Origin of the sequence: Mycolicibacterium sp. lyk4-40-TYG-92, assembly GCF_030209435.1 — a bacterium.
In the GTDB taxonomy this organism is placed as follows: domain Bacteria; phylum Actinomycetota; class Actinomycetes; order Mycobacteriales; family Mycobacteriaceae; genus Mycobacterium.
Window position 1 is genome coordinate 149,659 of record NZ_JARVRX010000011.1, and the last position, 26,475, is coordinate 176,133.

Below are 26,475 nucleotides of genomic sequence, written 5' to 3' on the forward strand. Positions count from 1 at the left end.
GGCTCAGCTCTGGCCTGCGCCGAACCAGCGTCGGGCCTGACGCCGGGCAACGTCGGTGCCGGCCCGTCCGCTATGGGTGGGCAGCGCGGCGTGCGCAGGCTGGTGCAGGTTCGGCACCGGAGCTTGCGGGGGCGGGGTGACGAGGACCTCGATGGTGCCGATGCTGACCTGCGGTGCGGTGGGAGCCGTGGCAGCACTCGACTGAGGTCGGTCAGGTTCTGAGCGCACGGGCACCAACTGGGCTACTGCGGCTGGTGGGTCGAACTCTGCTGGATCAGAGCGTGATTCGGGACGCTCGTCGGGTGCCGGCGCACGCTTGTCGGGCTGTGTGGGCAATGGCGGCGCCTGCGTCGGCAGTGCTGAAGGTGCCGGTGGGCGAGCCTGCGGTGCCGAGTCCATCGTGTGGGGTGCCACGACGCGCTCGACGGTTGGGGAGGTCACCGGGGCTGCGGGAGCACGGCGCAGCGGCGGGGAAGCCGGGTCGATCCCCGAGCTGGGCCTGACGGCGTCGGGATACGGAGGCCGAGGCGCCGCGATTGGGGCGGGTGGTTGTGAAAGTGGTTGTGCAACAGGAAAGCCGGCGACCTTCACCTCACGCCGGGAGCTGGTCGGTACCGGACGGGCAGGTTCGCTCGGCGGGTCTGCCCGGGTTAGCGGAGGTGGATCCTGCTTGGCGCCAGAAGAAGTCGTGGTCGTCCAGCTGGCCGCCGCACCGACCGGTCCGGTCGGGTCCGGGCCGAGCAGGTCACCGACGGTGGGTCCGAACAGCGGACGCAGCGGGCGTAGTTGCGGGCTACGGGCTGCCGTCGTCCCTGTCAGCCGGGACAGGTAGGCCGGTATCGCGGTCTTGGCCGCCCTCACCAGACGGCCCTCCGCGGTGCGGACCGGCTCTCGAAGATCAACTCGGCGTAACGACGACGACGGCTGCGCGGCTGGCCCAGGATGGTCTCCTCCGGCCAGCCGTACGCCGACGCCAAAGCGTGCGCCTCGCGGTAGATTCCGGCGAAGGAGTCCTTGAGCTCCAGCACGGTATAGGTCAACGGGTCGAATCGCATCGTGACGTCCGTACCGCAGGCCGGGCACTGCCCGCCGATCAGACCTTCCAAGCTGGGCGCCAGCACCGCGAGCGCCCTGTCGACAGCCCGCGCCGTCCGCGTCGGCAGCTGTGCCGGTTCCAGACAACGGGCCGCCAGCGTGGCAGTCGGTTCGCCACTGGCTCCGGCTGCCAGCAGGTCGGCCACGCTCGGGATGCGGAAACGCACTGGGGCAGAGGCAAGCTGGAACCAGCCGTCGTCGCCGACCCGGAGGTTGCGCGGCCGGCCCGGCCGGTAGTGGGCAAGGTAGGTCAGGCCGCTGAAGCTGACGTCAACCCGCTCACCGCACCCGGGGGCAGGACAGAATCCCTCGCTGAGCACACGGTCACCGATCCAGGCTCGCCGGACGGCTAGTGCGACAGCACCCAATTGCGTTGCGGCCACCTGTTGCCAGTCGAGTGGGTGACCGTGAACGGTCGCCACCCGGTCGCAGAGTGCGGCCAGGGCGGCGGCCGGCGGGAGTCGGGTCTCGAGAAGCAGCAGTTCGTCCAGCCCGGTCGGTTCCCGCACTTCGATCGCCGGGCCATGCGCGAGCATGGATTACTTCTGGGTTGGTTCGGTCAGGGTGAGGTCGCGCTCCCAGCCTTCGTTCTCGAGCTTGATGTGCTCGATCGCCACAGCATTGGCGCCCGCGTCCAGGTCCGAGATGGCCTGGTATTCGGATACCCAGCAGCGGTGCAGAACCCAGCGCAGGACAGCTTGCGCCTCTTCGTTGAGGAGCGTGATCGTGACCTCGCGACGCAGGTTGGCCAGAGAAGTGCTGGCCGCGCCGTGGTCGAGGACCTGCGCGGCGTTGGCCCATGTCTCGAAGTCGTGGTCTTGCGTGACACCCCGCTCCATGGTCACCGGCTCGTACTTGGTCCGGCCCAGACCTTTCAGGATGACCGCGTTACCCGCTTCCTTGTACTCGATCACATCCGAAGATCGTTTCAGGCCGGTCACTTTCGACATGGCGGCGACCGGGATGGTGCTGGTGCCGAAGAACACCAGGAAGCGGTAGGTCTTGTATGGGTCGTAGCGGCTGATGTTGGCGGGGAACACGGGTTTCGACGGTGCGGTCATTGAGATTCTCCTTAGCTGCTGCCCTGCCCGGCGAGCTGAGCGATCTGCACGATGACGAACTCCGCGGGCTTGAGTGGAGCGAAGCCAACGAGGACATTGACGACGCCGTTGTTGATGTCGGTTTGTGTGGTGGTGGTGCTGTCACACACGACCAGGAACGCCTCACTCGGTTTGGTACCGGCGAAGGCACCCTGCCGGAACAGGCTGAGCATGAAGGCGCTGACGGTCTGGGTCAGTGCATGCCACAGCGGCGTGTCGTTCGGCTCGAACACGGCCCACGTGAGGTTGTTGTACAGCGATTGTTCCAAGAACAGCGCCATCCGCCTGACAGCGATGTAGCCCCACTGGTCGCGTTGAGACACGTTGTTGTGGGCCAGGGTTCGCGCGCCGTAGACCACCGGGGTCAGGGGCGGGAACACTCGCAGACAGTTGATCGCGTTGTCGTTCAGATTGCCCTGCTGGTTGTCGGTCATCACTCCGGTCTCGACGACGCCGAGGGTGCCGTTGAGTGTGGTCTCCAGCCCGGCCGGCGACTTCCACACGCCGCGCGCCGAGTCCTCCGCCGCATAGACACCGGCGACGAAACCACTTGGTGGCGAGGCAATTTTGGCGTTGGTGATGGGATCGGAGGTCTGTAGCCACGGATAGTAGATAGCGGCGTTGGTGCTGGTGGGCACGTTCTGGTTGGACAGGCCGTCGACTGGATTGTTCGGCGTGGTGTCCGAGGCCAGTGCCGCGGGCGGATTGCCGGTGGACGGGATGTCCACTTCCCAGTTGGCCGGCGAATCCATGATGTAGAACGCGCGCTTGCGTTCCGAGTACGCGACGCCCTCGGCGAGCACCGCGGCGTCGGTAACCCCTGGAACCACAAGCAGATTGAAGATCGGCACCTTGTCCAGCGGGAAGTTGTCGGTGAACACCTTGACGATGGCGTCGGAGCTGTACTTCGGGTCGATCGCTGTGGCGTAACTGAATTCGAATGGTGCGGGCGCAGCCGGAGGCGATCCCGAGAGCGGATACGCGCTGGGCGGATTGAACGGCGTATCGACGGTCACCAAGGCGGAAACCGGTTTGGCGACGGTGCCGAGGCGGGCCGCCATATCCCCGATGACCACCTTGCGGTACGTCTCCACGTGACTGCCGTAGGTGATGACGATGTCGGCGGTGTCATTGTCAGCAGTCGTCTTCTGCAGGTTGCTGATGGCCAGCTGCATGGAGATGCCCTTGAAGGCGGGCGGTGAGCCCATCGCGGTGCCGACGGGCTCTCGTGCCGTCAGCGTGATGTCGTTCGCACCCGGTGGTGACGTCCCGATGGTCACCGTCGCCGCGGTGTAGTCGGGGTCCGTAAGCCCGACTACGTAGGCGGTGGCACCGCCGTTGAGGAAGAACTGGTAGATCGCCGGACCCATGTAGTCGGTGGTCCATGGGCTGTTGAAGAACCCGCCGAAGTGGTTCTGATAGTCGGCGAAGCTGAACACTTGGATGGCCGGCGCCGGAGGAGTCGGAGTGGCGCTGGACTGCGGCGTCTTCAGTGGATGGGTATAGCCAACGAAGGCGGCGATGGATGTAGGCGCCGGGCTGATGGTGTGCGAGCTGCTCGGGAGCTCTTGGATATAGACGCCCGGATAGGTTGGTGTGGTTGGCATTTGGCCTCCTCAAGGGCCTGACCTCTGCTGCCAGCCCGATTCGGGCCGTAGGAGCCCCAACGTAGGAGGTGGCTGTCACCTGACCGTGTGGCAGTCGTTGCGGGGCCGTCACGGCGCCGTCACGCCCACTCAGAGAAGCGGCGCCAGGATGGGTAGCGCACGCGCGGTCGCTGGGATACTGGCTCCTCGTGTCACAATCGCGGCGACGATGACGGCGGCGATGAGGGCCTCGATGGTCAAGACCTTGAGATAGCAGTCGAGATCGGCTTCCACGCAGATCTCATAGACCAGCAGGCCGGCCGCACTGCGTCTCGGCGCGAGGGTGACGATCGGAAGTCCGCACGCAAGCGCCGGAACTGCGGTTGTGGCGCCACCGATCAGCGTCAGGGCGGTCATGAGTGCCGCCGAACTGAGCGGGATCGGTATCGATGGCGTCGGGGTGTATGACGTGCCGCGAGCGTAGGGCAGTTTGTTGAATGACATGAAGGCGTCGATCGCGGACAGCTTCGCCCGTCCTGCGATTCGACCATCTGGCGAATCCGGTTTCACATCATAGAATTCGGATGTCCGGGTATCCAGGATGTCTGGTACCAGGACACCGCCCGACAAGCTGACCTGAAGTGCCAGCCGAGTCTTGTCGATGCTTGGGTGGTGGACGGCAAGGAACGCGATGTAGGCCATGGGTCCCAGCGGATTGTCCAAGAAAACATCGCCAAACGGGATGCCGCCCGTCTGAGTTATGTAGTCAGCCTCGATCAAGGTCTCGGCGACCGTGCCGAATGCCGATGCGGTTGCGACGTCGACAACGAGGCTAGGGGCGAGGCATCCCTTTTTCATGGCGCGTTGAACCGTCGGGGTAGTGAACCGCTGGACCGGAGAAGGGGCGCGGGCGGTCGGAGCTCCCTGCTGCACAACATGAGTCAATTCATGAGCCAGGACAGGCCTGGTGCCTGGGTCGGATGGGGCATGGCCTGAACCCAGCACGATGTGGTTGCCGACCGTATACGCCTCTGCGCCGATCGCATCGGCTGACCGGGCGGCACGTGTATCGGCATGCAACCGAACATCAGAGAAATCGGCTCCGAAGCGGGGCTCGAAGAAGGCCCGAGTATCGGCGGCCAGGGGTTGGCCGCCTGATTTGATCGCTTCTCCGACGATAGGCGAGTAGTCGTTCGCAACTTTCGATATGGGCGTTGTCGAGGCGGAAGCCCTGCGCACGTGCCGGCCCGCGCTGACGACGTTGCCGGTACGAAGTACGCGCTGAGCCACCCGATCCGCTTCATGCTCGAACGGATCGTTGGAGACGCCGGCGGGAATGACACTGGGGCGTGCAGATGGCTTCGGCGTGATATCGGCTGTCGCGGGTGGACGGACATGGGGGCGCGGCGACCGCACGATGGCCGGTACCAGATGCGCGGGCACCTTGACTGAGCCCATTGGGCGATTCTCCGAAACGTGCGTCACTGATTCGTCACGCACGGAGGGTCCACGGCGTCATTTCGGCTTGACGTCGCGCAGCTTCTCCTTGTCCTTCTTGCTCTCCTCGTCAGCGCCTTCACTCACCGGCCAGTCGGGTTCATGGCAGACCGGCAGGGTGTGCTTACCAGGCTGGCTGAGGCCGATGCTCTTGGTATGGCCGGAAACGTCGCAACGCCAGAACTGCGACGAGGCCTTGGCGAACTTCTCGCCTTCCTCGCCTTGGAAGGCCTGACAGGAGCGGTAGTAGACGGTCGAGTCCGAGTCGCAGATGGTCCGGCGCACCAGCATCAACCGGCGCTGGAAGGTAGTGAGTTTGTTCTCCCATTCCTCGTAGCCGGGCTGACTGCGGTCATCGCCGTATTTCTCGATGCCCGGAATGTTGAGGCTGTCAGCCGTGATCTCGTCTGTGCCACCTTTTTTCGTGCTGGAGATCCATGCGCCGTTGCCTCGGCTTCCGTGGCTCCAGAACTGGATTTCGTCGGTGCAGTCGCAATCCTTGTCGGCGTATGTGCTGAGCAGGGTGCCCAGCAGCTCTTCCATGCTGTCGCCCGACGGGATGACGTACGTCGCCGGCCGCGCCGCAGCATCGGCGAACGCGGCGGTCTTCCAAAGGGTTCCCAGCGCGCCTCCCAACGTGCTGTCGTAGGTGAAGAACTTGCACTTCTTGCCAGAACCGCTGGGGGGCAGAGGCTTACATACGGGCGGCGGCTCGTCGTTCTTCTTCGGCGGCGTGGCTGGGACAGACGGTGTAGGCGCGGCAGGCTTGGGACGCAAGTCCCAATCTGGAGCGACCTTGCGCAGCACTGGTTGCACGATGTCCGCGTACGCGTCGCGGGCGGCGCCTTGGAAGTAGGCCATTTCGCTGACGATCTTGGCGCGCGCCTCCTTGGACAGCAGGCCGTGGGTGTGGATACGGTCGGTCATCACCTTGCCGCGGTACCGGGCGGCGGTGACGTCGTTGATCCAGCGGCGATCGACTTCGCGCTGGACCGCCTGTGCGCGGGCGCCCCGCTGCTGTACCACGTGGGCCAACTCGTGCGCCATGAGCCGTTGTCCGCTATGGGTGGACGGTTCGAAACTGTTGGTGGCAAAGACGATATGCGCTCCGACGGTGTAAGCGCGGGCGCCGACAGCGTGCGCTGACTCCGCGGCACCGTGGTCGGTGTGTACGCGCACCCCGGAGAAATCGGCGCCGAAGCGCGGTTCGAAGAAGCTACGTGTTGCCGCGGCGAGTGGCTGGCCCGGCTGGCGCAGAACGTCTTCCACGATGGGTGGCGCCTCATCGGCGGGTTCGGCGGCACTGACGGGCATCATCTGAAGCTTCTGCTCTTCGGCGCAGGATTCGCACTTGTGGTCCGAGTTCTCTTCGCATGATGAGCAGGTTCGGCTGATCTGCCGAGGCCCTGCCGCGATGGGTGGGTCCGCGGCGGGCACGCGCATCACCCGGTCGGCAATACGATCCGCCTCGTACTCCAGTGGGTCGTTCACGGCTGCGGTCGTCAGCTTGAACTGAATGGTGTTGGGCAGCGGTACCTGGGACGGCCGGAGTGGAGCGCCGCGGGCAACGGGGCGCGGGCCGACAGCGGGGCGGCGGGTGCTCTGCTGCTGGCTCGGCGCGCGCTCCATTGACGCGTGGGTCGCCACCATTGTGTTGTTCTATGCCCGAAGCGTCACCACAGCGTCATTGAGTGACGTGACCGTGACGGTCGCGTCACGCCGGTGGCCGACGCTTGGCGGCATGGACGCCCAGCCGCTGGTGTCATGCATCATGCCGACCTACAACCGGCGGCGCTTCGTGCCCGGGGCCATCCGGTATTTCCTGAAGCAGGGCTATCCCAACCGCGAACTGGTCATCGTCGATGATGGTCCGGATTGCGTGGCCGACCTGGTGCCTGACGACCCCATGATTCGCTATGTCCAGCTTCCCGGTCGCCACACCATCGGGGCCAAACGGAACATCGCTTGTGAGCACGCCACTGGCGAGCTGATCGCGCACTGGGATGACGACGACTGGTCGGCGCCGTGGCGGCTCACCTATCAGGTCAAGATGTTCGGCGGCCTGGACACCGATGTGTGCGGGCTGAGTGCTCTGTACTTCAGTGATCCGGATGGCGGCCGGGCCTGGCTTTACAAGTATCCGAGCGGTCGTCGACCGTGGGTTGCCGGCGGTACGTTCTGCTACCGGCGTCGACTCTGGGCGCAGGCGCCGTTCCCCGACACGAGCTATGCCGAAGACAACGGCTATCTGTGGCACGGCAAGACCAAAAGCGTTGGAGTTCTGGATGACTCTTCGTTCTATGTGGCACGTGTACACGGGGGTAACACGTGTCAGAAGGATGTCCGTGACTCCTGGTGGCATCCTCTGCGCGTGGCGGAAGTTGCCGCGGTGATGGGATCGGACTGGGCGGACTGGGCCGTAGCGGCGCCGCTCATTTGTGCTTCCACCAGGAGTGGCTGTTCCGCTCGTTTGCCCTGAACAGGGTCACGACCGTGGGGCCCGTACAGACGCGGTCAGCCCATTTCGATTGGTACAGAAGGTAGTTGAAGCTGCCCATCTCGTAGTCGATCTGGCAGTAGGCGCGGGCCAGCTCACGGACCATGTCTTGGAGGAATTCCAGGACTGTCACGTAGTCGCCGCCGACGACGCCGCAGTTGAGCAGCTGTAGATTGCGGTGCTCGGCAATCCAATCGGCGTAGTACCGATGGTGGTGCGTCAGCCAAGGATTGGCGAGCGAGTCGGGTTCGTATCCGACGTACAGCATGCCGGGGGCCATCTCATCCCACGGCGGACGCAGCATTTCCACGTCCGTGCCGTCGGTGAGCCACACCCAGTTCGCCGGGTTTTCGCGCAGGTACCGTAGCGATACGAGCCAGCGCTGGAGATACGGGTTCGTCCAGCCTTTCTCAGCGAGGACGAATTCAATCGCCGGGCTCGGCTCGATGCCGGGTGGCATCTCATCGACCAGGACGACAGCATCACCGCCTTCGATGGACTGCGACCATCGGCGGACGAGTTCGGGATCGGGCCGCAGCTTGACAGCGCGTTGGGGATCGACCGCGGAGGTGAGCAGTTGCGTCACAACAAGATTCGGTAGCTCCCGGTACTCGACGTAAGCGGCACTGTCTTTGCGTGCCTCGGCCAGCGGACGATTGCGCTTCAACAGTTCCGCACGCGTGGTGAGGGGAATGGTCCCGGTGCCTGCCCGGGCCCGGTCGATCGAGTACCAAATATGCTCACTACCAACGACATCTTGGAAGGCAAAGGTGGTGAGGCCGGCGTTGTTGATGCGGCGGCTGTACTCCAGGTGCTCCTCCATGCCGAGTCCGAAGGCCGGGTCGAATCCGCCGACCTTTTCCACCGCGGCCCGCGTCAGATACATCGCGCAGCCGCGCGAGTGGCTGAACGCGCGCACGCGACCGTCGTTGTAAATCTCATCGCAGTCGCCGACGGCTCCGCCGCTCTCCCAATGCGTGAAGATGTAGCTGTAGTGCTGTTCGGTACCGCAAATATATGGGGTCCACCAGTTTTCGATAATCGGGTAACAGTCGTCATCCAGGAGGAAGAAGTGGTCGGCTGTCGTCTGCATGCACAGCTCGATGCATTTGTTCTTGGCCCGCGGAATGCCGACGTTCTTGTCGAACCTGAACCAGCCGTGCTTGTGCCGGTCGGACAGTTGGTCGGCGACCGGTGGATCGCTCCCATCGTCCACGATGAAAACCGGTACGGCGTCCGGTGTCACCAGCTCGATCTGCTTGAGCGTTTGGGCCAGGACCTGATGCCTGTTGCGGGTGGTGATCGCAACAGCGATATCCACACCTGGCGTGAGTTCATCGCCGCGCACGTACTCGACGCCGTCGATCTGCACCCTCATGGCGCTTGCCGGTCGCCCATAGGGTCAAGCGTTGGCCGGTGCCGTGTCAGTGGCGTCACCATGTCGTCACGTGCAGGCCTACTTCTGGTCGGCCTCCAGCCGATCAGTATCGGACTTCCCGGCCGCGGCATGTTCGAAATGCTGGAGCTGATAACCCAACGCACCGAGTTGACGCTTCCGATCGGCACGTGCGGTCATGTAGGCGACAGCTAGGCCCGCGACTGGAGAGCCGCGGCAGTGCATTCGGCGAAACGCCGGGCGCTCGAGCGGTTGATGTGCGCGAAATTGACTGCGATGCCGTTGATCTCAGATCCGGGCTGCTGGGGAAAGGTCGACAGCGGCGTGACGATGAGGCCGCCGGCCGCAAGCTTGTCGGCCACGTCGCGGTCGGGGCATTCGGCAGGCAGCACGATGGCGACGTGCAGCCCCGCCTGGACACCGAGCACTTCGAGGTCGGGACAGCGTTCCTGGAGTTCAGTGATGAGAATGTCTCGGCGGCAACGGTATTCGCGGCTGGACCGCGCCAGATGCCGTTGCAGTTCGCCGGTGGTGATCAGCTCGGTGAGCGCGATGCGCGTGATGGGGGAGACCGCGATGCGGTGGTCGCGAAGGTAGGTCTGGACCGCGTCGCGCAGGGGCAGCGGCGGCACCAACCACGCGGCGCCCACGCTCGGCGCCAACATCTTGGACGCGGTGCCGACGTAGGCGACGTGCTCTCCCGCGCCCGGAATCGACCGGATGGCGGGCAATGGTGCGACGCCATAGCGGAATTCGCCGTCGTAGTCGTCCTCGATGACGATCGACCCGGTCCGCTTGGCCCACGCAACGAGCTCTGCCCGCCGATTCACCGAGAGTCGGTGCCCGAGCGGGTATTGGTGAGCCGGCGTGGTGTACACGATGCCGGCCTCGTCGCCGAGCCTGTCGACGCACAACCCGTCGTGGTCGGTGGGGACGAAAACCAGATCCAGCCCGGCGCGGCTGAATTCGTGAGCCGCGGCGGGGTAGCACGGCGACTCGAGATAACAGCGAGTGAGGCCACTTACGGCCGCCAGTGTCTGAAAGGCCGCGGTCGATCCGGGAATGTCGAAGACCGTGTCGGTGTCGATACCCCGATTGGTGCGCAGGTGGCGGGACATGGCGGCGGTGAAGGTGTCGTCGGTGACCTCCCACGGCGAGAGCGTCGTCGGTCGGTACGACGCCGCGGCCCGCCACGCGCGGGTCCAGGCCCGCATGTCGATGAGCGCGGTGTCGGGGGTGCCCGGGCGCAGATCGACTGCATCGGTTCGGTGCGGCGCGGCATGCGCTGCCTGCGCAGCGTTCGTCTTCTCCAGGCGGGGTGTGCGGCTGGACAGTCCGGCGCGGGCCGCTGCAGTGGCGCCGACGGTCGTTCGGGTTCCGGCTCCGGGCACGCCTTCGAGAAATCCAGCCGCGACCAATTCGTCGTAGGCGGCCGCGACCATGGTTCGGGAGGCGCCGACCTCGTGCGCGAGTGCGCGGGTCGACGGCAGCCAGTCGCCGTCGCCGACCTGCCCGGCGGCGATCAACGCCACCAACTGGCTCGCGATCGCCCTCGCGCTGAGGTTGGTGGTGTCGAGAGGCAGATGTACCGCCCGAGTGTGCCGCGCCACCAGGCCAGAATACTGGTCTGCTAAAACTACATATTTCTGGCCATTTTGATAAGGCCGCAATCATGGTGATCTGGACTCATGGAAAAGGTCACCCGCAAGTACGGTCGTCAGTCCACGGCACGCGCTGCCCTCGAGGAGTTTCTGGATGGGCAGTGGTGGGGCGTGCTCAGCATCGGCGACGTGGCCCGTCCGAACGGCAAGGTCCGGCCTCTTGCCGTGCCAACGCTGTACGTCCGGCACGGCGACCGCATCCTCATCCACGGTTCGACCGGCGCGGGCGCGCTGGGTACCAAGGGTGCGGGAGCTCAGGTCGCCTTCTGCGTGACGTCCATGGATGCACTTGTGGTGGCGCACAGCACTTTTGACTCATCGGTCCACTACCGCTCGGCGGTGCTGTACGGCGAGGTGGAACCCGCGCGCCGTGAGGATCGGGCGGCGTTGCTCGAGCGTTTCAGTGAGCTGCTGATTCCCGGCCGTACCGCCGAGGTGCGCGCGATGCTGTCGAAGGAGATCGCGGCGACCAACGTCATCTCCCTGCCGATCGTCGACGGCGACTGGGTGTACAAGGTCAACGGCGGACCGGTGGCTGAGCCGGACGAGGAAACCGAGGCCTGGGCGGGCATCGTGCCGTTCTCCGTCACGTACGGAGAGCCCCAGCGGGCGGAGTGGTCGACGGCCGAATTGCCGGATTCGGTGCGGGCGATGGTTGCCGTGGGAGGGGCCTGACCAGCGCAGGTGAAGCCGGATAGACATTTTTGGCGAATCGGGAATAGATCGCGAACTGCCCAGGTTGGACTCACCGACAACAAGTTGAGTGCACTAGGCTCAAGTTCGGCTTGACAGACGGCCTCGTCCGGTAGCAAGCTTGAGCGCAGTTCGCTCAGATCACCCAACAATGTCTATCAGGAGGCATCACTATGGCTCGTGCGGTCGGTATCGACCTCGGGACCACCAACTCTTGCGTCGCGGTGCTGGAGGGCGGCGACCCCGTCGTCGTTGCAAACTCTGAGGGCTCCCGGACCACCCCGTCGGTCGTCGCGTTCGCGCGTAACGGCGAGGTGCTGGTCGGCCAGCCCGCCAAGAACCAGGCAGTGACCAACGTCGACCGGACCATCCGTTCGGTCAAGCGGCACATCGGCACCGACTGGACCGTCGAGATCGACGGCAAGAACTACACCTCTCAGGAGATCAGCGCGCGCACGCTGCAGAAGCTGAAGCGCGACGCTGAGGCGTACCTCGGTGAGGACATCACCGACGCCGTGATCACCGTCCCGGCCTACTTCAACGACGCTCAGCGTCAGGCCACCAAGGAAGCCGGCCAGATCGCCGGCCTCAACGTGCTCCGCATCGTCAACGAGCCGACCGCGGCGGCCCTGGCCTACGGCCTGGACAAGGGCGAGAAGGAACAGACCATCCTCGTCTTCGACCTCGGTGGCGGCACCTTCGACGTCTCGCTGCTGGAAATCGGCGAGGGCGTCGTCGAGGTCAAGGCCACCTCCGGTGACAACCACCTCGGTGGTGACGACTGGGACCAGCGCATCGTCGACTGGCTGGTGGAGAAGTTCAAGGGCACCAGCGGCATCGACCTGACCAAGGACAAGATGGCGATGCAGCGTCTGCGCGAGGCTGCGGAGAAGGCGAAGATCGAACTGAGCTCGAGCCAGAGCACCTCGATCAACCTGCCGTACATCACCGTCGACGCCGACAAGAACCCCCTGTTCCTCGACGAGCAGCTGACCCGCTCGGAGTTCCAGCGCATCACCCAGGATCTGCTCGACCGGACCCGCAAGCCGTTCCAGCAGGTCATCAAGGACGCCGGTATCTCGGTCTCCGACATCGACCACGTGGTCCTCGTCGGTGGCTCGACCCGTATGCCTGCCGTCACCGAGCTCGTCAAGGAGCTGACCGGTGGCAAGGAGCCCAACAAGGGCGTCAACCCGGACGAGGTCGTGGCCGTCGGTGCCGCGCTGCAGGCCGGTGTGCTCAAGGGTGAGGTGAAAGACGTTCTGCTGCTTGACGTCACCCCGCTGTCCCTCGGTATCGAGACCAAGGGTGGCGTGATGACCAAGCTGATCGAGCGCAACACCACCATCCCGACCAAGCGGTCCGAGACCTTCACCACGGCCGACGACAACCAGCCGTCGGTGCAGATTCAGGTGTTCCAGGGTGAGCGCGAGATCGCGGCGCACAACAAGCTGCTCGGCAGCTTCGAGCTGACCGGCATCCCGCCGGCCCCGCGTGGCGTGCCGCAGATCGAGGTCACCTTCGACATCGACGTCAACGGCATCGTGCACGTGACCGCCAAGGACAAGGGCACGGGCAAGGAGAACACGATCAAGATCCAGGAAGGCTCCGGCCTGTCCCAGGAGGAGATCGACCGGATGATCAAGGACGCCGAGGCGCACGCCGAAGAGGACAAGAAGCGTCGCGAAGAGGCCGACGTCCGCAACCAGGCTGAGTCGCTCGTCTACCAGACGGAGAAGTTCGTCAAGGACCAGCGCGAAGCCGAGGGCGGCTCGAAGGTTCCCGAGGAGACGCTGACCAAGGTCGACGGCGCCATCGCCGAGGCCAAGACCGCGCTCGCCGGCACCGACATCGCCGCCATCAAGACGGCCATGGAGAAGCTGGGCGTCGAGAGCCAGGCCCTGGGCCAGGCGATCTACGAGGCCACTCAGGCCGAGCAGGCCGCCGGTGCGGGTGCGGGTGCCCCCGGTGCCGCCGCCGCTGACGACAACGTCGTGGACGCCGAGGTCGTCGAGGACGATCAGGAGCACAAGTGAGCCAGAACGATTCGCACGAGCCGGTGACCATCACCGACAAGCGGCGTATCGATCCGGAAACCGGCGAAAAGCGTGAGGGCGCTCCGGCGTCGGCCCCTGAGGGGTCGACGCCGGAGGCCCCGGCCACTGGTCAGGGTGGCGAGGCAGCTGACGCTCCGGTGTCCGACGAAGCCGCCGAGCTCAAGGCAGACCTGCAGCGGCTCAAGGCCGAGTACGACAACTACCGCAAGCGGGCGATCCGTCAGGAGCAGGCCGCGGCAGAACGGGCCAAAGGTCTTGTCGCGCAGCATCTGTTGCCGGTTCTCGACGATCTCGAGCGGGCGCGTGCCCACGGCGATCTCGAGTCCGGGCCGCTGAAGTCGGTGGCGGACAAGCTGTCTGCCGCACTCGGCAACATCGGTCTGACTGCGTTCGGCGCCGAGGGCGACGCGTTCGATCCTTCGCTCCACGAGGCTGTTCAGCACGAGGGTGACGGTTCGAACCCGGTGCTGGGAACCGTGATGCGCCAGGGCTACAAGCTCGGTGAGCAGGTGCTGCGCCACGCCATGGTCGGCGTGGTCGACGCGGTACCTACCGAGTTCGACGAGGCAACAGGTGCCTCCGACACGCCCGCCAATGCCACCGCTGCGACCGAACAGAAACCAGAATCAAACGAGTAACCGAGCGACGCTGAGGAGGTGACGCGACATGGCTCAACGTGAATGGGTCGAGAAGGACTTTTACAAGGAACTCGGCGTCACCTCTGACGCCACCAAGGATGAGATCAAGCGCGCCGCGCGCAAGGTGCTGGCCGACAACCATCCGGACCGCAATCCGAACAACCCCGCAGCCGAGGAACGCTACAAAGCGGCGACCGAGGCCAAGGAAATCCTGACCGACGACACCAAGCGTGCCGAATACGATGAAACCCGGCGGCTTTTCGCCAACGGTGGATTCGGCCGCCGGTTCAATGGCGGCGGTGGCGGCTTCGGAGGGTTCGGCGGCGACTCGGCGGAGTTCAACCTGGGCGACCTGTTCGACCAGGCGGGACAGACCGGCGGTGCCAACATCGGTGACCTGTTCGGCGGCCTGTTCGGCCGGGGTGCGCAGCAGCCGCGCCCCAGCCGTCCGCGCCGCGGCAACGACCTGGAAACCGAGACCGAGCTGAGCTTCCTCGAAGCGACCAAGGGCGTGGCCATGCCGCTGCGCCTGACCAGCCCGGCACCCTGCACCAACTGCCACGGCAGTGGTGCACGTCCGGGCACCAGCCCGAAGGTGTGCCCCAACTGCAACGGCGCCGGTGTCATCAACCGCAACCAGGGCGCGTTCGGCTTCTCGGAGCCGTGCACCGATTGCCGCGGGACCGGTTCGATCATCGAGCACCCCTGCGACGAGTGCAAAGGCACCGGCGTCTCCACCCGGACGCGCACCATCAACGTGCGTATCCCTCCGGGGGTGACCGACGGTCAGCGCATCCGGCTGGCCGGGCAAGGTGAAGCGGGCCTGCGCGGGGCGCCCTCGGGCGACCTGTACGTCACGGTGCACGTTCGTCCCGACAAGGTGTTCGGACGTGACGGCGACGATCTCACCGTCACCGTTCCGGTGAGCTTCCATGAATTGGCATTGGGGACAACGCTTTCCGTGCCGACGCTGGAGGGCAAGGTTGGCGTCAGGGTGCCGAAGGGCACGTCCGACGGCCGCATCCTGCGCGTGCGTGGGCGCGGTGTGCCCAAGCGCGGTACCGACGGTCATGGCGATCTGTTGGTCACCGTGAAGGTCGCGGTGCCGCCGAACCTCGAAGGTGAAGCGGCGGAGGCGCTGGAGGCATACGCAAAGGCAGAGCGGGCCAGTGGATTTGATCCGCGAGCGGGTTGGGCCGGGTCGCTATGAGCGCGCGGCGTAAATCCGAGGAAGCCCGTACCTTCCTGATTTCGGTGGCCGCCGAGCTGGCCGGTATGCACGCACAGACGTTGCGGACATACGACCGGCTCGGCCTGGTCAGCCCGCAACGCACCTCGGGCGGCGGTCGACGGTATTCGCAGCACGACGTCGACCTGCTGCGCGAGGTGCAGCGGCTCTCCCAGGATGAGGGCGTCAACCTGGCCGGCATCAAGCGCATCATCGAGCTGACCAATCAGGTCGAGGCGCTGCAGGCCAGGCTCGCCGAGGTCACCGCCGAACTCGAACGCGTCCGCAAGCCCAGCACCGCACTGGTGCTGTGGGAACCGCGGCGGCGGGGGAATCCGCAGCGCGGCTAGGCATCAATCAGCCACCTTGTCGCGCAACAACTCCCGCAGCTGGGCGATCTCGTCGCGAAGGTCTTCGATGTGCGCCGCCGTCACGGCGTCTTGCTGCTTGTCGTCGTCGGACACACTCTGCACGATCCACGACGCGATGGTTGCCGTGATCGAACCGACCAGGCTGATGCCGCCGATCATCATGAGACTGGCCATGACCCGGCCGGTGGTGGTGACTGGGTACATGTCGCCGTAGCCCACGGTGGTGATCGTGGTCATCGCCCACCACACGGCCAGCCCGAAGCTCGTGATGTGGGCGTCCGGCGCACCCCGTTCGGCTTCGTAGACCGCCAGCGCTCCGACATACACGAGCAGCACCGCACCCGAGATGGTGTAGATGATCACCTTGCCTCGGATGGCATTGCCGAGGGCTTTCTGCAACGCGCTGACCAGAACGACCAGCCGGATCAGGCGGAGCGGCCGCAGCAGCGGGAGCAGCACGATGGCGAGGTCGACCAGATGCCGCAAGAACCACTCCTTGCGGTCGGGGGCCAGGTAGAGCCGCGCCGCGTAATCGGCGGTGAACACCGCCCACGCCAACCAGGTCACCAGGGTCAGCAGCTGCGCGACAAGTCCGTGCGGCTGGGCGAGGACCTCGATGCTGTATGCGGCCAGGAACAGGGCGGCGACGGCCGCCAGTGGCCACTCCGCGCGATGTTCCCACCTGTCGAGGCGGTCTTGCGTATCCACGTCAGAAAGTGTGCGGCACCGGTCGCGATTTCGGAACTCAGTTGACCTTGATCGAGAACCGCGCTGTCGCTGGTCGGCCCGGGAAAGCGAGGCGGTAGCCGCCGCGACGCAGCGCGTCGGTGGGCGCGGCCATGGGCTCGATGGCCATCAGCGCGTCGCCGGGTGGGGCGAACAACTGCGCGGCGGGGTAGCCGGTCTCGAACGTCACCGTGATCCGGTGGTCACCGCCGCTCAGGATGAACTGCGCGCCGTCGGGGACCTGGTCGAAACCGTCGTCGTAGGCGGTGTCGCCGAGCGGTCCGGATAGGGGAGCCCAGGCCTCAGCAGCACCGGACGGCAAACCGCGCTCATCGGTAGGGAGGTGCCGCATCGCCGGCGTCTCCAGTACCCAGTCTTCCCGAGCGACACCGGGAATGGTCACGTACGGGTGATACCCGAAGCACAGCGGCACCGCGGCGGCCCCAGAGGGCCGAACAACAGTCTCGACGGTCAGGACCCGGCCTACCAACGTGACGCGCTGCGTCAGTACGTGCGGGAACGGAAAAGACGCCAACAGGCCGGGCCGGTTGAAATCGACTGCGGCGGTCAGCGAGTTCACAGACCGTTCGGTGATCAGCCAGCCCGGGTAGGCGGCGAGCGTGCCGTGCATGGGTGCGCCATGCGGGTCAACACGCACGCCACCGGCGCCGGGCGTCAAGGTGACCACTGCGCCGTCGACGTCATAGGTGTTTGCGCCCAACCGGTTCGCCCACGGATAGAGCAGCGGGATGCCCATGGTCTTGGCGTTGGCCAGATAGGCGTCCAGGCCGCGCCGCTGGCCGAGGAACTCCAAATCGCCATCGGCAAAAGAGGTCCCGATCATGCCGGCGCCGGGTACGAACGTTGCTGTCATCGCGGACTCGGGGTCGTGCAAGACGACGGTGTCGAGTTCGGCCATCGGTTCCTCCAGTGTCAGTAGGCCAACGGATCGTGCTGAATGCGTTCTGGCGGCGCACCTTTGGCGATCAGCGCGGCTTTGGTCGCGGCGACCATCTCGGGTCCGCCGCACAGCAGGATCTGCCGGTCGCCCCAACTGCCGTAACTGGTGACGACGTCGGGGAGCAGTCCGGTCTGCCGGACGTGCAGTCCGCGCGGTGGCGTCGGGTCGGGATAGTCGGCGGCCCACGGCGGGTCGGTGGAGTACTCGGACACCGGTGTGACGGACAGCCATGGATTGGTGGCGGCGATCTCCCAGAGGACGCGCAGATCGTACAGATCGCAGGGATAGCGCCCGCCGAAGAACAGGTGCACCCGCGGATTCTCGGCCTCGCGGCACAGATTCATCAGCAGAGCGCGCAGCGGCGCCAGTCCGGTGCTGCCGGCCACCATCAGCACGTCGCCGCCGGAACGTGAAACATGCATTCCGCCATGGGAATTGGACAGTCGCCAGCGATCGCCCGGTGCGGTCTGGTTTACGATCGCGGTGCTCACCATGCCGCCGCTGACGGAGCGGACGTGAAACTCGATGGCACCGCTGGCATCCGAGGGCATCGACGGACTCAGGTGCCGCCAGCGTCGCGGCCACTGCGGTACCTGCACCGCGACGTACTGACCGGCGTGGTAAGGCAGCGTCTGGTCGAGTTGCAGTCGCACCACCGAGACATCCCGGGTGACGCGCAGGTGCTCGACGACGGTGCCGTCGACGTAGGGCGCTGTCTGTTCGGCATCGGCGGCGCCGCGCATGACGCCGACGATCAGATCGACGGCGTGCGTGGTGGCCTCGGCGACCCGATCGTCCCAGCGGTCGCTGAGCTCATCGCGGAGGGTGGCCAGCAGCGCCTCTTGCAGTGCCGCGTAATGCTGATGTCCCACACCGTATTTGCGGTGATCGCGGCCGAGCTGCGCGAGGAATGCGACCGGCTCTTCCGCGCGCTGCTCGATGAATTCGCCGAGCACCCAGAACAGCGCCCGGCTGAAGGTGGTGCGTTGGGCGGCCAGGTCGGGCGGGAAGAGGTCGCGCGCCGACAGGTCGCCGGCGAACCACCGGGTGTAGAAGCGGCCGACCACGTCCTCCCCGCCGCGCGCAGGGTCGACCGCCGCCCGCACCGTCATCAGCGCTTCGCGGTCGTCAAGCCCCATCAGGCATCGGCGAGGTGGTGTCGAAGTGGTTCTGCCCCAACGTGCTGACGAAGGTGGGCCCCCGCAGATCGAGTTCGCGCCGGTGCGCGTCGGCCCACGCGCCGTACGGCTGATGGGCCAGGTATTCGTTGCGGAATCGGTCGTCCTCGGACACTTCGGTGACGCAGAACGCCGGGATGGCCAGATCGACGACGGGTCCGCCGCGCTCGACCTCGGCCAGCAGCAGCGGGGCGTTGCCATTCAGGAACCGGTCGATGATCCAGCCGTCCTCGCCCAGCCATACCGAGTACCGCACCTTGGTGACGACATGGTCGGCGCGACGGACGATTTCGCCGGCCACCAGCGGATCGAGTTCGCGCTCGGCCTCGTAGCGGGTGCCGCCCGCGGCCGGGCCCTTGGCGGTCATGGTGCCGATCGAGTCCTCGCTGATGGCCTCGATGAGGTCGATCGCCGCATTGCTCAGATCGGCGGGAGCGGGCCCCTGGACGCGCACCCGGACGGCATAGCCATCGGACGCGAAAAGGTAGGCCTGCACGATCAGGGCAGGGCTCGGGTCGGACGCTGTGACAGCGGGCAGGTCGCGGACGAGGAACTTTCGTTCGAACTCGAAATCGCCGAAGCCGGACTCGGACATGGTTAAACGGTAGTCCTAGAGGTGGCTCAGGCCCTTGTATGCCACGAGAAGTCCGATGACGATCAGGATTCCGGCGACCAGCACCGCGTGCTGGCGGTGCAGCCAGGCGCCGAGGCGGGCCATGGCGGGATCCAGTCGTTCGCCGGCGGCGACGTACGTCAGGACCGGGATGGCGACCGAACTGCCCGCCACCACCGTGAAGCACAGGACCGACGCCAGGGTCGCCGCGCGGGGGAGCTCGTCGGTGCTGATCGCCAGACCGGCGGCCACGCACATGACCAGCACCTTGGGGTTCACCACCGCGAGCACCGCGGCGGTCACGAATCCCCGGGCGGGGGTGACACTGGTGAGCTTCCGCATCCAGGCGGGTTCGGGAGCGTCGTGGTTGCGATTGGCCCAGCGGTAGATGCCGAAGACGACCAGCAGGACGCCGATTACGATGCGCACCCACGATGCTGTGGTCGACGGATGTCCGGCCTCGGGCATCAGGCCGGACAGCTGGACGAACAATCCGGTGAGTACCGCGATGGCGACCAGCCAGCCGGCGAGGAAGGTCAGACCGGTGATGCGGGCGTGGGGGGATTGCAGCACGAGCACCGCGGGAATGATCGACAGGGGAGAAAGGGCGATCACCAGGGCGAGGGGGATCAGCTCGGTCAGGACCGAAACCCAATCTGTCATTTCTGCACCCCTTCGTGGTCGCGACAAGTATGCCTTCCCCGGCAAAGGGCATTCGGACTGCGCGGAAAGGGACTTGTGACTGTATTGAAAATTGGTCGGAATTTTCTAGACTTGAGCGGAACAGACTCAACCTTGACTGCGTTGGACTCAGGGACAAGCATTTTTCTGTAGACGAAAGGGAGGTGTCGTGGACTCGTTCAACCCGACCACGAAGACTCAGGCGGCGCTGACCTCAGCGTTGCAGGCGGCGACTGCCGCCGGAAACCCGGAGATCCGTCCGGCGCACTTGTTGATGGCTCTGCTGACCCAGAATGACGGCATCGCCGCGCCTCTGTTGGAGGCCGTCGGTGTCGAGCCCGCTGCCATCCGGGCCGACGCCCAGCGGCTGATCGACCAGCTGCCGAGCGCCAGCGGCGCCAACTCGACGCCGCAACTGTCTCGTGAGTCGGTCGCGGCCCTGACCGCTGCCCAGCACCTGGCCACCGAGATGGACGACGAATACGTCTCCACCGAGCACCTGCTGTATGGCCTGGCCAGCGGCGACTCCGACGTCGCCAAGATTCTGGTCAACCACGGCGCCGCACCGCAGACCCTGCGCGAGGCGTTCGTGAAGGTCCGCGGCAGCGCCCGCGTCACCAGCCCCGACCCCGAGGGCAGCTACCAGGCGCTGGAGAAGTACTCCACCGACCTGACCGCCCGCGCCCGCGAGGGCAAGCTCGACCCGGTCATCGGCCGGGACAACGAGATTCGCCGCGTCGTGCAGGTGCTGAGCCGTCGTACCAAGAACAACCCGGTGTTGATCGGTGAGCCCGGTGTCGGCAAGACCGCGATCGTCGAGGGCCTGGCCCAGCGCATCGTCGCGGGCGACGTACCGGAGAGCCTGCGGGACAAGACCGTCGTCAGCCTGGACCTCGGGTCCATGGTCGCCGGGGCCAAGTACCGCGGTGAATTCGAGGAACGGCTCAAGGCCGTCCTCGACGACATCAAGAACTCGGCGGGGCAGGTCATCACCTTCATCGATGAGCTGCACACCATCGTGGGTGCCGGCGCGACCGGCGAGTCGGCGATGGATGCCGGCAACATGATCAAGCCGATGCTGGCCCGTGGCGAGCTGCGGCTGGTCGGTGCGACCACGCTCGACGAGTACCGCAAGTACATCGAGAAGGACGCCGCCCTGGAACGCCGATTCCAGCAGGTGCTGGTCGGCGAGCCGTCGGTCGACGACACCGTCGGCATCCTCCGCGGGCTCAAGGAGCGCTACGAGGTGCATCACGGTGTGCGCATCACGGACTCCGCGCTGGTCGCGGCAGCCACGTTGTCGGACCGCTACATCACCAGCCGGTTCCTGCCGGACAAGGCCATCGACCTGGTCGACGAGGCCGCGTCCCGGCTGCGTATGGAGATCGACTCCCGGCCCGTCGAGATCGACGAGGTCGAACGGTTGGTCCGTCGCCTCGAGATCGAGGAGATGGCGCTGTCCAAGGAAGAGGACGACGCCTCCAAGGAACGCCTGGAGAAGTTGCGGAGCGAGCTTGCCGACTACAAGGAGAAGCTGGCCGAGCTGACGACGCGGTGGCAGAACGAGAAGAACGCCATCGACATCGTTCGTGAACTCAAGGAACAGCTGGAGACGTTGCGTGGCGAGGCTGACCGCGCCGAACGCGACGGCGACCTGGCCAAGGCCGCCGAGCTGCGGTACGGCCGGATTCCGGCGGTCGAGAAGCAACTCGATGCCGCGCTGCCGGTCGCCGAGGCCCGCGAGAACGTCATGCTCAAGGAGGAGGTCAGCCCGGACGACATCGCTGACGTCGTTTCGTCGTGGACCGGCATTCCCGCCGGCCGCATGATGGAGGGCGAGACCGCCAAGCTCCTGCGCATGGAGGCCGAGCTGGGGAACCGGGTGATCGGTCAGGAGCGTGCCGTCGAGGCCGTCGCCGACGCGGTGCGTCGCAGCCGGGCCGGGGTGGCCGATCCGAACCGGCCGACGGGCTCGTTCATGTTCCTGGGCCCCACCGGCGTCGGTAAGACCGAACTGGCCAAGGCGCTGGCGGAGTTCCTCTTCGACGACGAGCGCGCCATGGTCCGCATCGACATGAGCGAGTACAGCGAGAAGCACGCGGTGGCTCGCCTGGTGGGGGCTCCTCCGGGCTACATCGGATACGACGCCGGCGGTCAGCTGACCGAGGCGGTACGCAGGCGGCCGTATTCGGTGGTGTTGTTCGATGAGATCGAGAAGGCGCACCCCGACGTGTTCGACATCCTGTTGCAGGTGCTCGACGACGGCCGGTTGACCGACGGTCAGGGCCGCACGGTCGACTTCCGCAACACCATCCTCATCCTCACGTCCAACCTGGGCGCGGGCGGTACCGAGGAGCAGGTGATGGCGGCGGTGCGCTCGCGGTTCAAGCCCGAGTTCATCAACCGCCTGGACGACGTCATCATCTTCGAGGCGCTCAAGCCCGAGGAGTTGGTGCGGATCGTCGACATCCAGTTGGCGCAGCTGCAGAAGCGGCTGTCGCAGCGGCGCCTGCAGCTCGAGGTCTCGCTCGAGGCCAAGAAGTGGCTCGGCGACCGCGGCTTCGACCCGCTGTACGGCGCCCGTCCGCTGCGCCGGTTGGTGCAGCAGGCCATCGGCGACCAGCTGGCCAAGATGCTGCTGGCGGGCGAGGTGCACGACGGCGACGTCGTCCCGGTCCACGTCAGCGCGGACGGCGAGAGCCTGGTTCTCGGCTGAGCCTGAGGTAGGGGAAAGCCCCGTCACACTCCGGTATGGCGGGGCTTTTCTCGATTTTTCGCAGTTTGTGCACGTCGCGTCACGCAGAGCGCTACCGAACGTGCCCAAAGCACTGCACGAAACAGCCTGTGACCAGCTTGTTACCTTTTCGAGTTCGAGCATTCCGGGTACCAACCAGTAGGCTTGGCCCGATGGTCCCGCTCTGGTTCACGCTTTCCGCACTCTGCTTCGTGGGTGCGGCAGTGCTGCTGTATGTCGACATCGACCGTCGACGCGGCCTCGGCAGGCGCCGCAAGTCATGGGCGAAGTCGCACGGGTTCGACTACGAACACGAGACTCCCGACCTGGTCAAGCGGTGGAGCCGCGGCATCATGTCGACCGTCGGTGAGAACGTGCACGCCCGCAATGTCGTGCTCGGACAGATCCGCGGCGAGGCCGTGTTCATCTTCGACCTCGACGATGTGGCGACCGTGATCGCGCTGCACCGCAAGGTCGGCACCAACGTGGCCGTGGACGTCCGCCTCAAGGACATTCCGGAGCCGCGCGAAAACGACATCTGGCTGCTCGGTGCCATCGGCCCCCGCATGGTCTACTCCACGAATCTCGATGCCGCCCGTCGAGCCTGCGACCGCCGCATGGTGACGTTCTCGCACACCGCCCCGGATTGCGCCGAGATCATGTGGAACGAGCAGAACTGGACTCTGGTGTCCATGCCGATCACCAGCACCCGCGCACAGTGGGACGAGGGCCTGCGCACCGTCCGTCAGTTCAACGACCTGCTGCGCGTGCTGCCGCCGGTGCCGTCCGGCCAGAACAGCGTCGCCGGCCAGGCCGTCGCCCGGCGCAGCGGCTCGCCGAGCCGTCCGCTCAGCGCCGGCCCGATGCGTCAGAACGAACTGCCCGCCGGTCGTAGTAACCAGGCCCCCGGCCGCGCCGACGTCGGCCGCTACACGCAGTTCGCACCGGCCCGTAACGGCCGCCCCGCGCCGAATTATCAGCGCTGATTCCCTCCGGCTAACCTTGGCCGCATGTCTTTTCGCAGGTTGGCCTCGCGGCTGCTGACTGTGCTGCTGGCCGGCGTGCTCGTCGCGTGTTCAGGCGACGGTTCCGCCAACTCGGCCATCTTCGGCGCGCCCAGCGTCAAGGTCGGCGAGTCGCAGGCGCTGCTGGGCTGGAACGTCTCGGTATCCAACCTGCGCTTCCAGGACGACCAGGTGCTCATCGACGTCGACCTGGCCGCCGCGAAGGCCGGCGGGGAACATGCCAAGCCCGAGACGCTGCGCTTCGGCCTGTACGGCGCACTGGCGCACCCCCTCGAATCGAACCTGATCGGTGGCTGCGACGGCGTCCCCAACCTCAAGATCAACCCGGCCGTCGTGCAGAACCCGGACAAGGTAACGGGCACAGTCTGTTTGGGCCCGATGCGCGATCAGTCGCAGGTGCGTGGCGTCTACCTGTACTCGCCCGCCGACCGGATCAAGGACACCACCGTCGCCTACGGTGCGGCGTACCCCGTCGGTCTGACGCCGACCAACGAGTCCGACACCGGGCTGACCCTCAAGGCCACCAGCGTCGACGGGTTCCGGGCCGACGGCGGCCAGCTGATCCCCGCGGCGCTGGGGGACCCGACGGCCTTCACCGGCAAGGGCTACATGCTGCTCGGCCTCGAGATAGCCGGTCTGGCAAGCAGATACAAAGATGACTCGGCCAAGCGCGGCGGACCGCTGATGATCGCGGTGGCGCCGACGCTGCCGCCGCCCGGCCTGTCGCACATGTGTGATCTCTACGGTGCCACGCTGCTGGTGCTGCCGGACGCGAAGGTCGGGGCGATCAACACCCGTGCCTCGCTGTGCACGCAGGGCGACATCAACCAGGCGCTGCTGTACGCCACCGTCACCGTGGTGGGAACGCATGCGGCGGTGTGGATTTCGCGTGAGTGATCAGGTCACCGACCACGCTGACGTGCCGGGCCCCACCGAATGGGGAGCCGGGCCCGGCGTCGGCCCCTGGCCGGGCGCGCTGCCCGACGATCCGCGCTACGACCCGGAGTTGTTGCGCGAGGGCGACACTCGCAATGTCGTCGACGCCTACCGGTATTGGACACGTGAGGCGATCATCGCCGACATCGACCAGCGCCGGCACCCGCTGCACATCGCGATCGAGAACTTCGGCAACGACGCCAACATCGGGGCGGTGGTCCGGACCGCCAACGCGTTTGCCGTGGACACGGTGCACATCGTCGGTCGCCGGCGGTGGAATCGCCGGGGCGCCATGGTGACTGATCGCTACCAGCGACTTATGCACCACGCCACCACGGCAGAATTGCTGGCCTTCGCCGATGACAGGGGGCTGACCCCGGTGGCCGTCGACAACGTGCCCGGCTCGGTGCGGCTGGAGGAGACGACGCTGCCCCGCGAGTGTCTGTTGATCTTCGGGCAGGAAGGGCCGGGCATCACCGACGACGCCAAGACGGGGTCGATGATGACGGTGTCCATCGCGCAGTTCGGCTCGACCCGGAGCATCAATGCCGGAGTGGCCGCCGGGATCGTCATGCACACCTGGATCACGCAACACGCAGGACTGGATCGCGCCTGGTAGGGCAGGATGGAACGCATGGATCAGCGTCCGGTGGAGCGGAGCGACGGGGATGCAGTCTGGGCCAACCGTGCGGCCAGCGCCGAAACGGCTGTGTTCAATCGACATATCCGGCGGCTCTGGGGGATACCCGGCACCCAGCTGGGCGTCGTGGCCTGGCCGTCGACGCGTGCCGACCGGCTGTTCAAGAGCTGGGACTACTGGTGGCAGGCGCACCTGCTGGACTGCATGATCGACGCGCAGCTGCGCGACCCGCAGGAGTACCGGGTCGCCCGCATCAGCCGTCAGATCCGCGGACATCGACTGCGCAACAACGGGTCCTGGACCAACAACTACTACGACGACATGGCATGGCTGGCGCTTGCGCTGGAGCGTTCGGGCCGGCTGGTCGGCGTGGCCCGGCCCAAGGCGCTCAAGACATTTGCGGATCAGTTCCTCAATGCCTGGGTACCCGAGGACGGCGGCGGTATCCCGTGGCGCAAGCAGGACCAGTTCTTCAACGCCCCGGCGAATGGCCCGGCCGGCATCTTCCTGGCCCGCCACGACCGCCTGCGACGGGCGCAACAGATGGCCGACTGGATCGACGACACACTGATCGACCCCGATACGCACCTGGTGTTCGACGGCATCAAGGGCGGTTCGATGGTGCGCGCCCAGTACACGTACTGCCAGGGCGTGGTTCTGGGTCTGGAAGTGGAGCTGGCCGTGCGCACCGGCGATCCGCGGCACGCGGAGCGGGTGCACCGCCTGGTGGCCGGGGTCAGGGATCACATGCTCGACGACGGCGTGATCAGGGGTGCCGGCGGCGGCGATGGCGGTCTGTTCGGCGCCATCCTGGCTCGCTACCTGACGCTGGTGGCCACCACTCTGCCCGGGGAAGCCGCGGAGGACGACGCCGCCAGGACGACTGCCCGCGAGTTGGTGCTGAAGTCGGCGCGGTCGGCGTGGGACTACCGGCAGTCCGTCAACGGCATCCCGCTGTTCGGCGCGTTCTGGGACCGCGCGGCCGAGCTGCCGAAGGACACCGGCGAGGCCGCGAAATCCGTTGACGGCGCGGTGAATTCATCCGACATCCCGGAACGCGACCTGTCGGTGCAGGTGGCCGGCTGGATGCTGATGGAAGCTGCCCACGTCTTGACCGGCTTGACCGGCTTGGCCGGCGACGCTGAGGCCGAGGAGTCCTGAC

General features: G+C 66.2%; 24 protein-coding genes. 11 read left to right on the top strand and 13 right to left on the bottom strand.

Annotation, left to right across the window (positions count from 1 at the left end):
* Positions 1 to 3 precede the first annotated feature (3 nt).
* The 6 genes from QRN63_RS17620 to QRN63_RS17645 all read right to left on the bottom strand — a co-directional run bounded on the left by QRN63_RS17620 (position 4) and on the right by QRN63_RS17645 (position 6,928).
* Positions 4 to 861 (bottom strand): hypothetical protein, encoded by an 858-nt coding sequence (locus QRN63_RS17620; RefSeq protein ID WP_285032049.1) that lies wholly within the window; start codon positions 859 to 861, stop codon positions 4 to 6.
* Positions 858 to 1,631: a hypothetical protein gene (locus QRN63_RS17625; protein WP_285032050.1), complete on the bottom strand. Its 774-nt coding sequence runs from the start codon at positions 1,629 to 1,631 to the stop codon at positions 858 to 860. Before QRN63_RS17625 ends, QRN63_RS17620 begins: the two co-directional genes overlap by 4 nt.
* 3 nt (positions 1,632 to 1,634) lie before the next feature.
* Entirely contained in the window at positions 1,635 to 2,156 is a 522-nt protein-coding gene (locus tag QRN63_RS17630; protein WP_267315933.1) for a phage tail protein, read from the bottom strand.
* 11 nt (positions 2,157 to 2,167) lie between these two features.
* On the bottom strand, positions 2,168 to 3,802 hold the full coding sequence (locus tag QRN63_RS17635) for a phage tail sheath family protein (RefSeq protein ID WP_285032051.1): 1,635 nt from the start codon (positions 3,800 to 3,802) through the stop codon (positions 2,168 to 2,170).
* A gap of 129 nt (positions 3,803 to 3,931) precedes the next feature.
* Complete coding sequence (locus QRN63_RS17640) at positions 3,932 to 5,239, bottom strand: eCIS core domain-containing protein (RefSeq protein WP_285032052.1); 1,308 nt, start codon at positions 5,237 to 5,239, stop codon at positions 3,932 to 3,934.
* 57 nt (positions 5,240 to 5,296) lie between these two features.
* A complete protein-coding gene (locus tag QRN63_RS17645; RefSeq protein ID WP_285032053.1) occupies positions 5,297 to 6,928 on the bottom strand; it encodes an eCIS core domain-containing protein in 1,632 nt (543 codons plus the stop codon).
* 46 nt (positions 6,929 to 6,974) lie between these two features.
* Between QRN63_RS17645 and QRN63_RS17650 the strand changes: the two genes are divergently transcribed.
* On the top strand, positions 6,975 to 7,757 hold the full coding sequence (locus QRN63_RS17650; RefSeq protein ID WP_285032054.1) for a glycosyltransferase family 2 protein: 783 nt from the start codon (positions 6,975 to 6,977) through the stop codon (positions 7,755 to 7,757).
* On the opposite strand, the gene QRN63_RS17655 is transcribed toward QRN63_RS17650, so the two are convergent.
* Together QRN63_RS17655 and QRN63_RS17660 are read right to left on the bottom strand one after the other, a co-directional pair.
* Positions 7,711 to 9,153 carry a glycosyltransferase family 2 protein gene (locus QRN63_RS17655; protein ID WP_285032055.1) on the bottom strand — a complete coding sequence of 481 codons (1,443 nt, stop codon included), beginning with the start codon at positions 9,151 to 9,153 and terminating at the stop codon, positions 7,711 to 7,713. The genes QRN63_RS17650 and QRN63_RS17655 overlap by 47 nt on opposite strands.
* 209 nt (positions 9,154 to 9,362) lie before the next feature.
* Positions 9,363 to 10,781, bottom strand: a complete 1,419-nt coding sequence (locus tag QRN63_RS17660; protein ID WP_285032056.1) for an aminotransferase-like domain-containing protein — start codon at positions 10,779 to 10,781, stop codon at positions 9,363 to 9,365.
* Positions 10,782 to 10,859: 78 nt separating this feature from the next.
* On the opposite strand from QRN63_RS17660, the gene QRN63_RS17665 reads away from it, so the two are divergent.
* The 5 genes from QRN63_RS17665 (at position 10,860) to QRN63_RS17685 (ending at position 15,798) form a co-directional block, all read left to right on the top strand.
* A complete protein-coding gene (locus QRN63_RS17665) occupies positions 10,860 to 11,507 on the top strand; it encodes a pyridoxamine 5'-phosphate oxidase family protein (protein ID WP_285032057.1) in 648 nt (215 codons plus the stop codon).
* A gap of 191 nt (positions 11,508 to 11,698) precedes the next feature.
* Positions 11,699 to 13,561, top strand: coding sequence for a molecular chaperone DnaK (dnaK, locus tag QRN63_RS17670; protein ID WP_267315926.1), 1,863 nt, complete (start codon positions 11,699 to 11,701; stop codon positions 13,559 to 13,561).
* A complete protein-coding gene (grpE, locus tag QRN63_RS17675; RefSeq protein WP_285032058.1) occupies positions 13,558 to 14,220 on the top strand; it encodes a nucleotide exchange factor GrpE in 663 nt (220 codons plus the stop codon). Before dnaK ends, grpE begins: the two co-directional genes overlap by 4 nt.
* 28 nt (positions 14,221 to 14,248) lie before the next feature.
* A complete protein-coding gene (gene dnaJ / locus QRN63_RS17680) occupies positions 14,249 to 15,430 on the top strand; it encodes a molecular chaperone DnaJ (RefSeq protein ID WP_267315924.1) in 1,182 nt (393 codons plus the stop codon).
* The gene (locus QRN63_RS17685; protein ID WP_267315923.1) at positions 15,427 to 15,798 is read left to right on the top strand and encodes a heat shock protein transcriptional repressor HspR; all 372 of its coding nucleotides are present in this window, start codon (positions 15,427 to 15,429) and stop codon (positions 15,796 to 15,798) included. The genes dnaJ and QRN63_RS17685 overlap by 4 nt, the downstream gene beginning before the upstream one ends.
* A 3-nt stretch (positions 15,799 to 15,801) precedes the next feature.
* Here QRN63_RS17685 and QRN63_RS17690 read toward each other — a convergent pair whose 3' ends face one another.
* From QRN63_RS17690 to QRN63_RS17710, 5 genes are read right to left on the bottom strand one after another with little or no spacing between them, the layout of a single operon-like run.
* Complete coding sequence (locus QRN63_RS17690) at positions 15,802 to 16,527, bottom strand: potassium channel family protein (RefSeq protein WP_285032059.1); 726 nt, start codon at positions 16,525 to 16,527, stop codon at positions 15,802 to 15,804.
* A 37-nt stretch (positions 16,528 to 16,564) separates the two neighbouring features.
* The gene (locus QRN63_RS17695; protein WP_285032060.1) at positions 16,565 to 17,464 is read right to left on the bottom strand and encodes an aldose 1-epimerase; all 900 of its coding nucleotides are present in this window, start codon (positions 17,462 to 17,464) and stop codon (positions 16,565 to 16,567) included.
* Positions 17,465 to 17,478: 14 nt separating this feature from the next.
* The gene (locus QRN63_RS17700) at positions 17,479 to 18,645 is read right to left on the bottom strand and encodes an FAD-binding oxidoreductase (RefSeq protein WP_285032061.1); all 1,167 of its coding nucleotides are present in this window, start codon (positions 18,643 to 18,645) and stop codon (positions 17,479 to 17,481) included.
* On the bottom strand, positions 18,635 to 19,279 hold the full coding sequence (locus QRN63_RS17705; RefSeq protein WP_267315919.1) for a CYTH domain-containing protein: 645 nt from the start codon (positions 19,277 to 19,279) through the stop codon (positions 18,635 to 18,637). The genes QRN63_RS17700 and QRN63_RS17705 overlap by 11 nt, the downstream gene beginning before the upstream one ends.
* Before the next feature lie 15 nt (positions 19,280 to 19,294).
* Complete coding sequence (locus tag QRN63_RS17710) at positions 19,295 to 19,960, bottom strand: GAP family protein (protein WP_285032062.1); 666 nt, start codon at positions 19,958 to 19,960, stop codon at positions 19,295 to 19,297.
* Positions 19,961 to 20,147: 187 nt separating this feature from the next.
* On the opposite strand from QRN63_RS17710, the gene clpB reads away from it, so the two are divergent.
* From clpB to QRN63_RS17735, 5 genes are all read left to right on the top strand, one after another.
* Positions 20,148 to 22,694 carry an ATP-dependent chaperone ClpB gene (clpB, locus tag QRN63_RS17715; protein ID WP_267315917.1) on the top strand — a complete coding sequence of 849 codons (2,547 nt, stop codon included), beginning with the start codon at positions 20,148 to 20,150 and terminating at the stop codon, positions 22,692 to 22,694.
* A gap of 191 nt (positions 22,695 to 22,885) precedes the next feature.
* Positions 22,886 to 23,698, top strand: coding sequence for a trehalose monomycolate transport factor TtfA (gene ttfA / locus QRN63_RS17720; protein ID WP_267315916.1), 813 nt, complete (start codon positions 22,886 to 22,888; stop codon positions 23,696 to 23,698).
* Positions 23,699 to 23,722: 24 nt separating this feature from the next.
* Positions 23,723 to 24,634: a hypothetical protein gene (locus tag QRN63_RS17725; RefSeq protein ID WP_267315915.1), complete on the top strand. Its 912-nt coding sequence runs from the start codon at positions 23,723 to 23,725 to the stop codon at positions 24,632 to 24,634.
* Positions 24,606 to 25,292 (top strand): TrmH family RNA methyltransferase, encoded by a 687-nt coding sequence (locus QRN63_RS17730; protein WP_285032063.1) that lies wholly within the window; start codon positions 24,606 to 24,608, stop codon positions 25,290 to 25,292. Before QRN63_RS17725 ends, QRN63_RS17730 begins: the two co-directional genes overlap by 29 nt.
* 15 nt (positions 25,293 to 25,307) lie before the next feature.
* On the top strand, positions 25,308 to 26,474 hold the full coding sequence (locus QRN63_RS17735) for a glycoside hydrolase family 76 protein (protein WP_285032064.1): 1,167 nt from the start codon (positions 25,308 to 25,310) through the stop codon (positions 26,472 to 26,474).
* The last annotated feature ends 1 nt before the right edge of the window (position 26,475 follow it).

Excerpts from the sequence above, each read along its gene's own strand:
- QRN63_RS17640 (WP_285032052.1), bottom strand. The coding sequence starts at position 5,239 with ATGGGCTCAGTCAAGGTGCCCGCGCATCTGGTACCGGCCATCGTGCGG.
- QRN63_RS17695 (WP_285032060.1), bottom strand. The coding sequence starts at position 17,464 with ATGGCCGAACTCGACACCGTCGTCTTGCACGACCCCGAGTCCGCGATG.
- QRN63_RS17700 (WP_285032061.1), bottom strand. The coding sequence starts at position 18,645 with ATGGGGCTTGACGACCGCGAAGCGCTGATGACGGTGCGGGCGGCGGTC.
- QRN63_RS17710 (WP_285032062.1), bottom strand. The coding sequence starts at position 19,960 with ATGACAGATTGGGTTTCGGTCCTGACCGAGCTGATCCCCCTCGCCCTG.
- QRN63_RS17625 (WP_285032050.1), bottom strand. The coding sequence starts at position 1,631 with ATGCTCGCGCATGGCCCGGCGATCGAAGTGCGGGAACCGACCGGGCTG.
- QRN63_RS17665 (WP_285032057.1), top strand. The coding sequence starts at position 10,860 with ATGGAAAAGGTCACCCGCAAGTACGGTCGTCAGTCCACGGCACGCGCT.
- QRN63_RS17705 (WP_267315919.1), bottom strand. The coding sequence starts at position 19,279 with ATGTCCGAGTCCGGCTTCGGCGATTTCGAGTTCGAACGAAAGTTCCTC.
- dnaJ (WP_267315924.1), top strand. The coding sequence starts at position 14,249 with ATGGCTCAACGTGAATGGGTCGAGAAGGACTTTTACAAGGAACTCGGC.
- QRN63_RS17645 (WP_285032053.1), bottom strand. The coding sequence starts at position 6,928 with ATGGTGGCGACCCACGCGTCAATGGAGCGCGCGCCGAGCCAGCAGCAG.
- ttfA (WP_267315916.1), top strand. The coding sequence starts at position 22,886 with ATGGTCCCGCTCTGGTTCACGCTTTCCGCACTCTGCTTCGTGGGTGCG.
- QRN63_RS17635 (WP_285032051.1), bottom strand. The coding sequence starts at position 3,802 with ATGCCAACCACACCAACCTATCCGGGCGTCTATATCCAAGAGCTCCCG.
- QRN63_RS17730 (WP_285032063.1), top strand. The coding sequence starts at position 24,606 with ATGCGGCGGTGTGGATTTCGCGTGAGTGATCAGGTCACCGACCACGCT.
- QRN63_RS17630 (WP_267315933.1), bottom strand. The coding sequence starts at position 2,156 with ATGACCGCACCGTCGAAACCCGTGTTCCCCGCCAACATCAGCCGCTAC.
- QRN63_RS17725 (WP_267315915.1), top strand. The coding sequence starts at position 23,723 with ATGTCTTTTCGCAGGTTGGCCTCGCGGCTGCTGACTGTGCTGCTGGCC.
- dnaK (WP_267315926.1), top strand. The coding sequence starts at position 11,699 with ATGGCTCGTGCGGTCGGTATCGACCTCGGGACCACCAACTCTTGCGTC.
- QRN63_RS17655 (WP_285032055.1), bottom strand. The coding sequence starts at position 9,153 with ATGAGGGTGCAGATCGACGGCGTCGAGTACGTGCGCGGCGATGAACTC.
- QRN63_RS17685 (WP_267315923.1), top strand. The coding sequence starts at position 15,427 with ATGAGCGCGCGGCGTAAATCCGAGGAAGCCCGTACCTTCCTGATTTCG.
- QRN63_RS17735 (WP_285032064.1), top strand. The coding sequence starts at position 25,308 with ATGGATCAGCGTCCGGTGGAGCGGAGCGACGGGGATGCAGTCTGGGCC.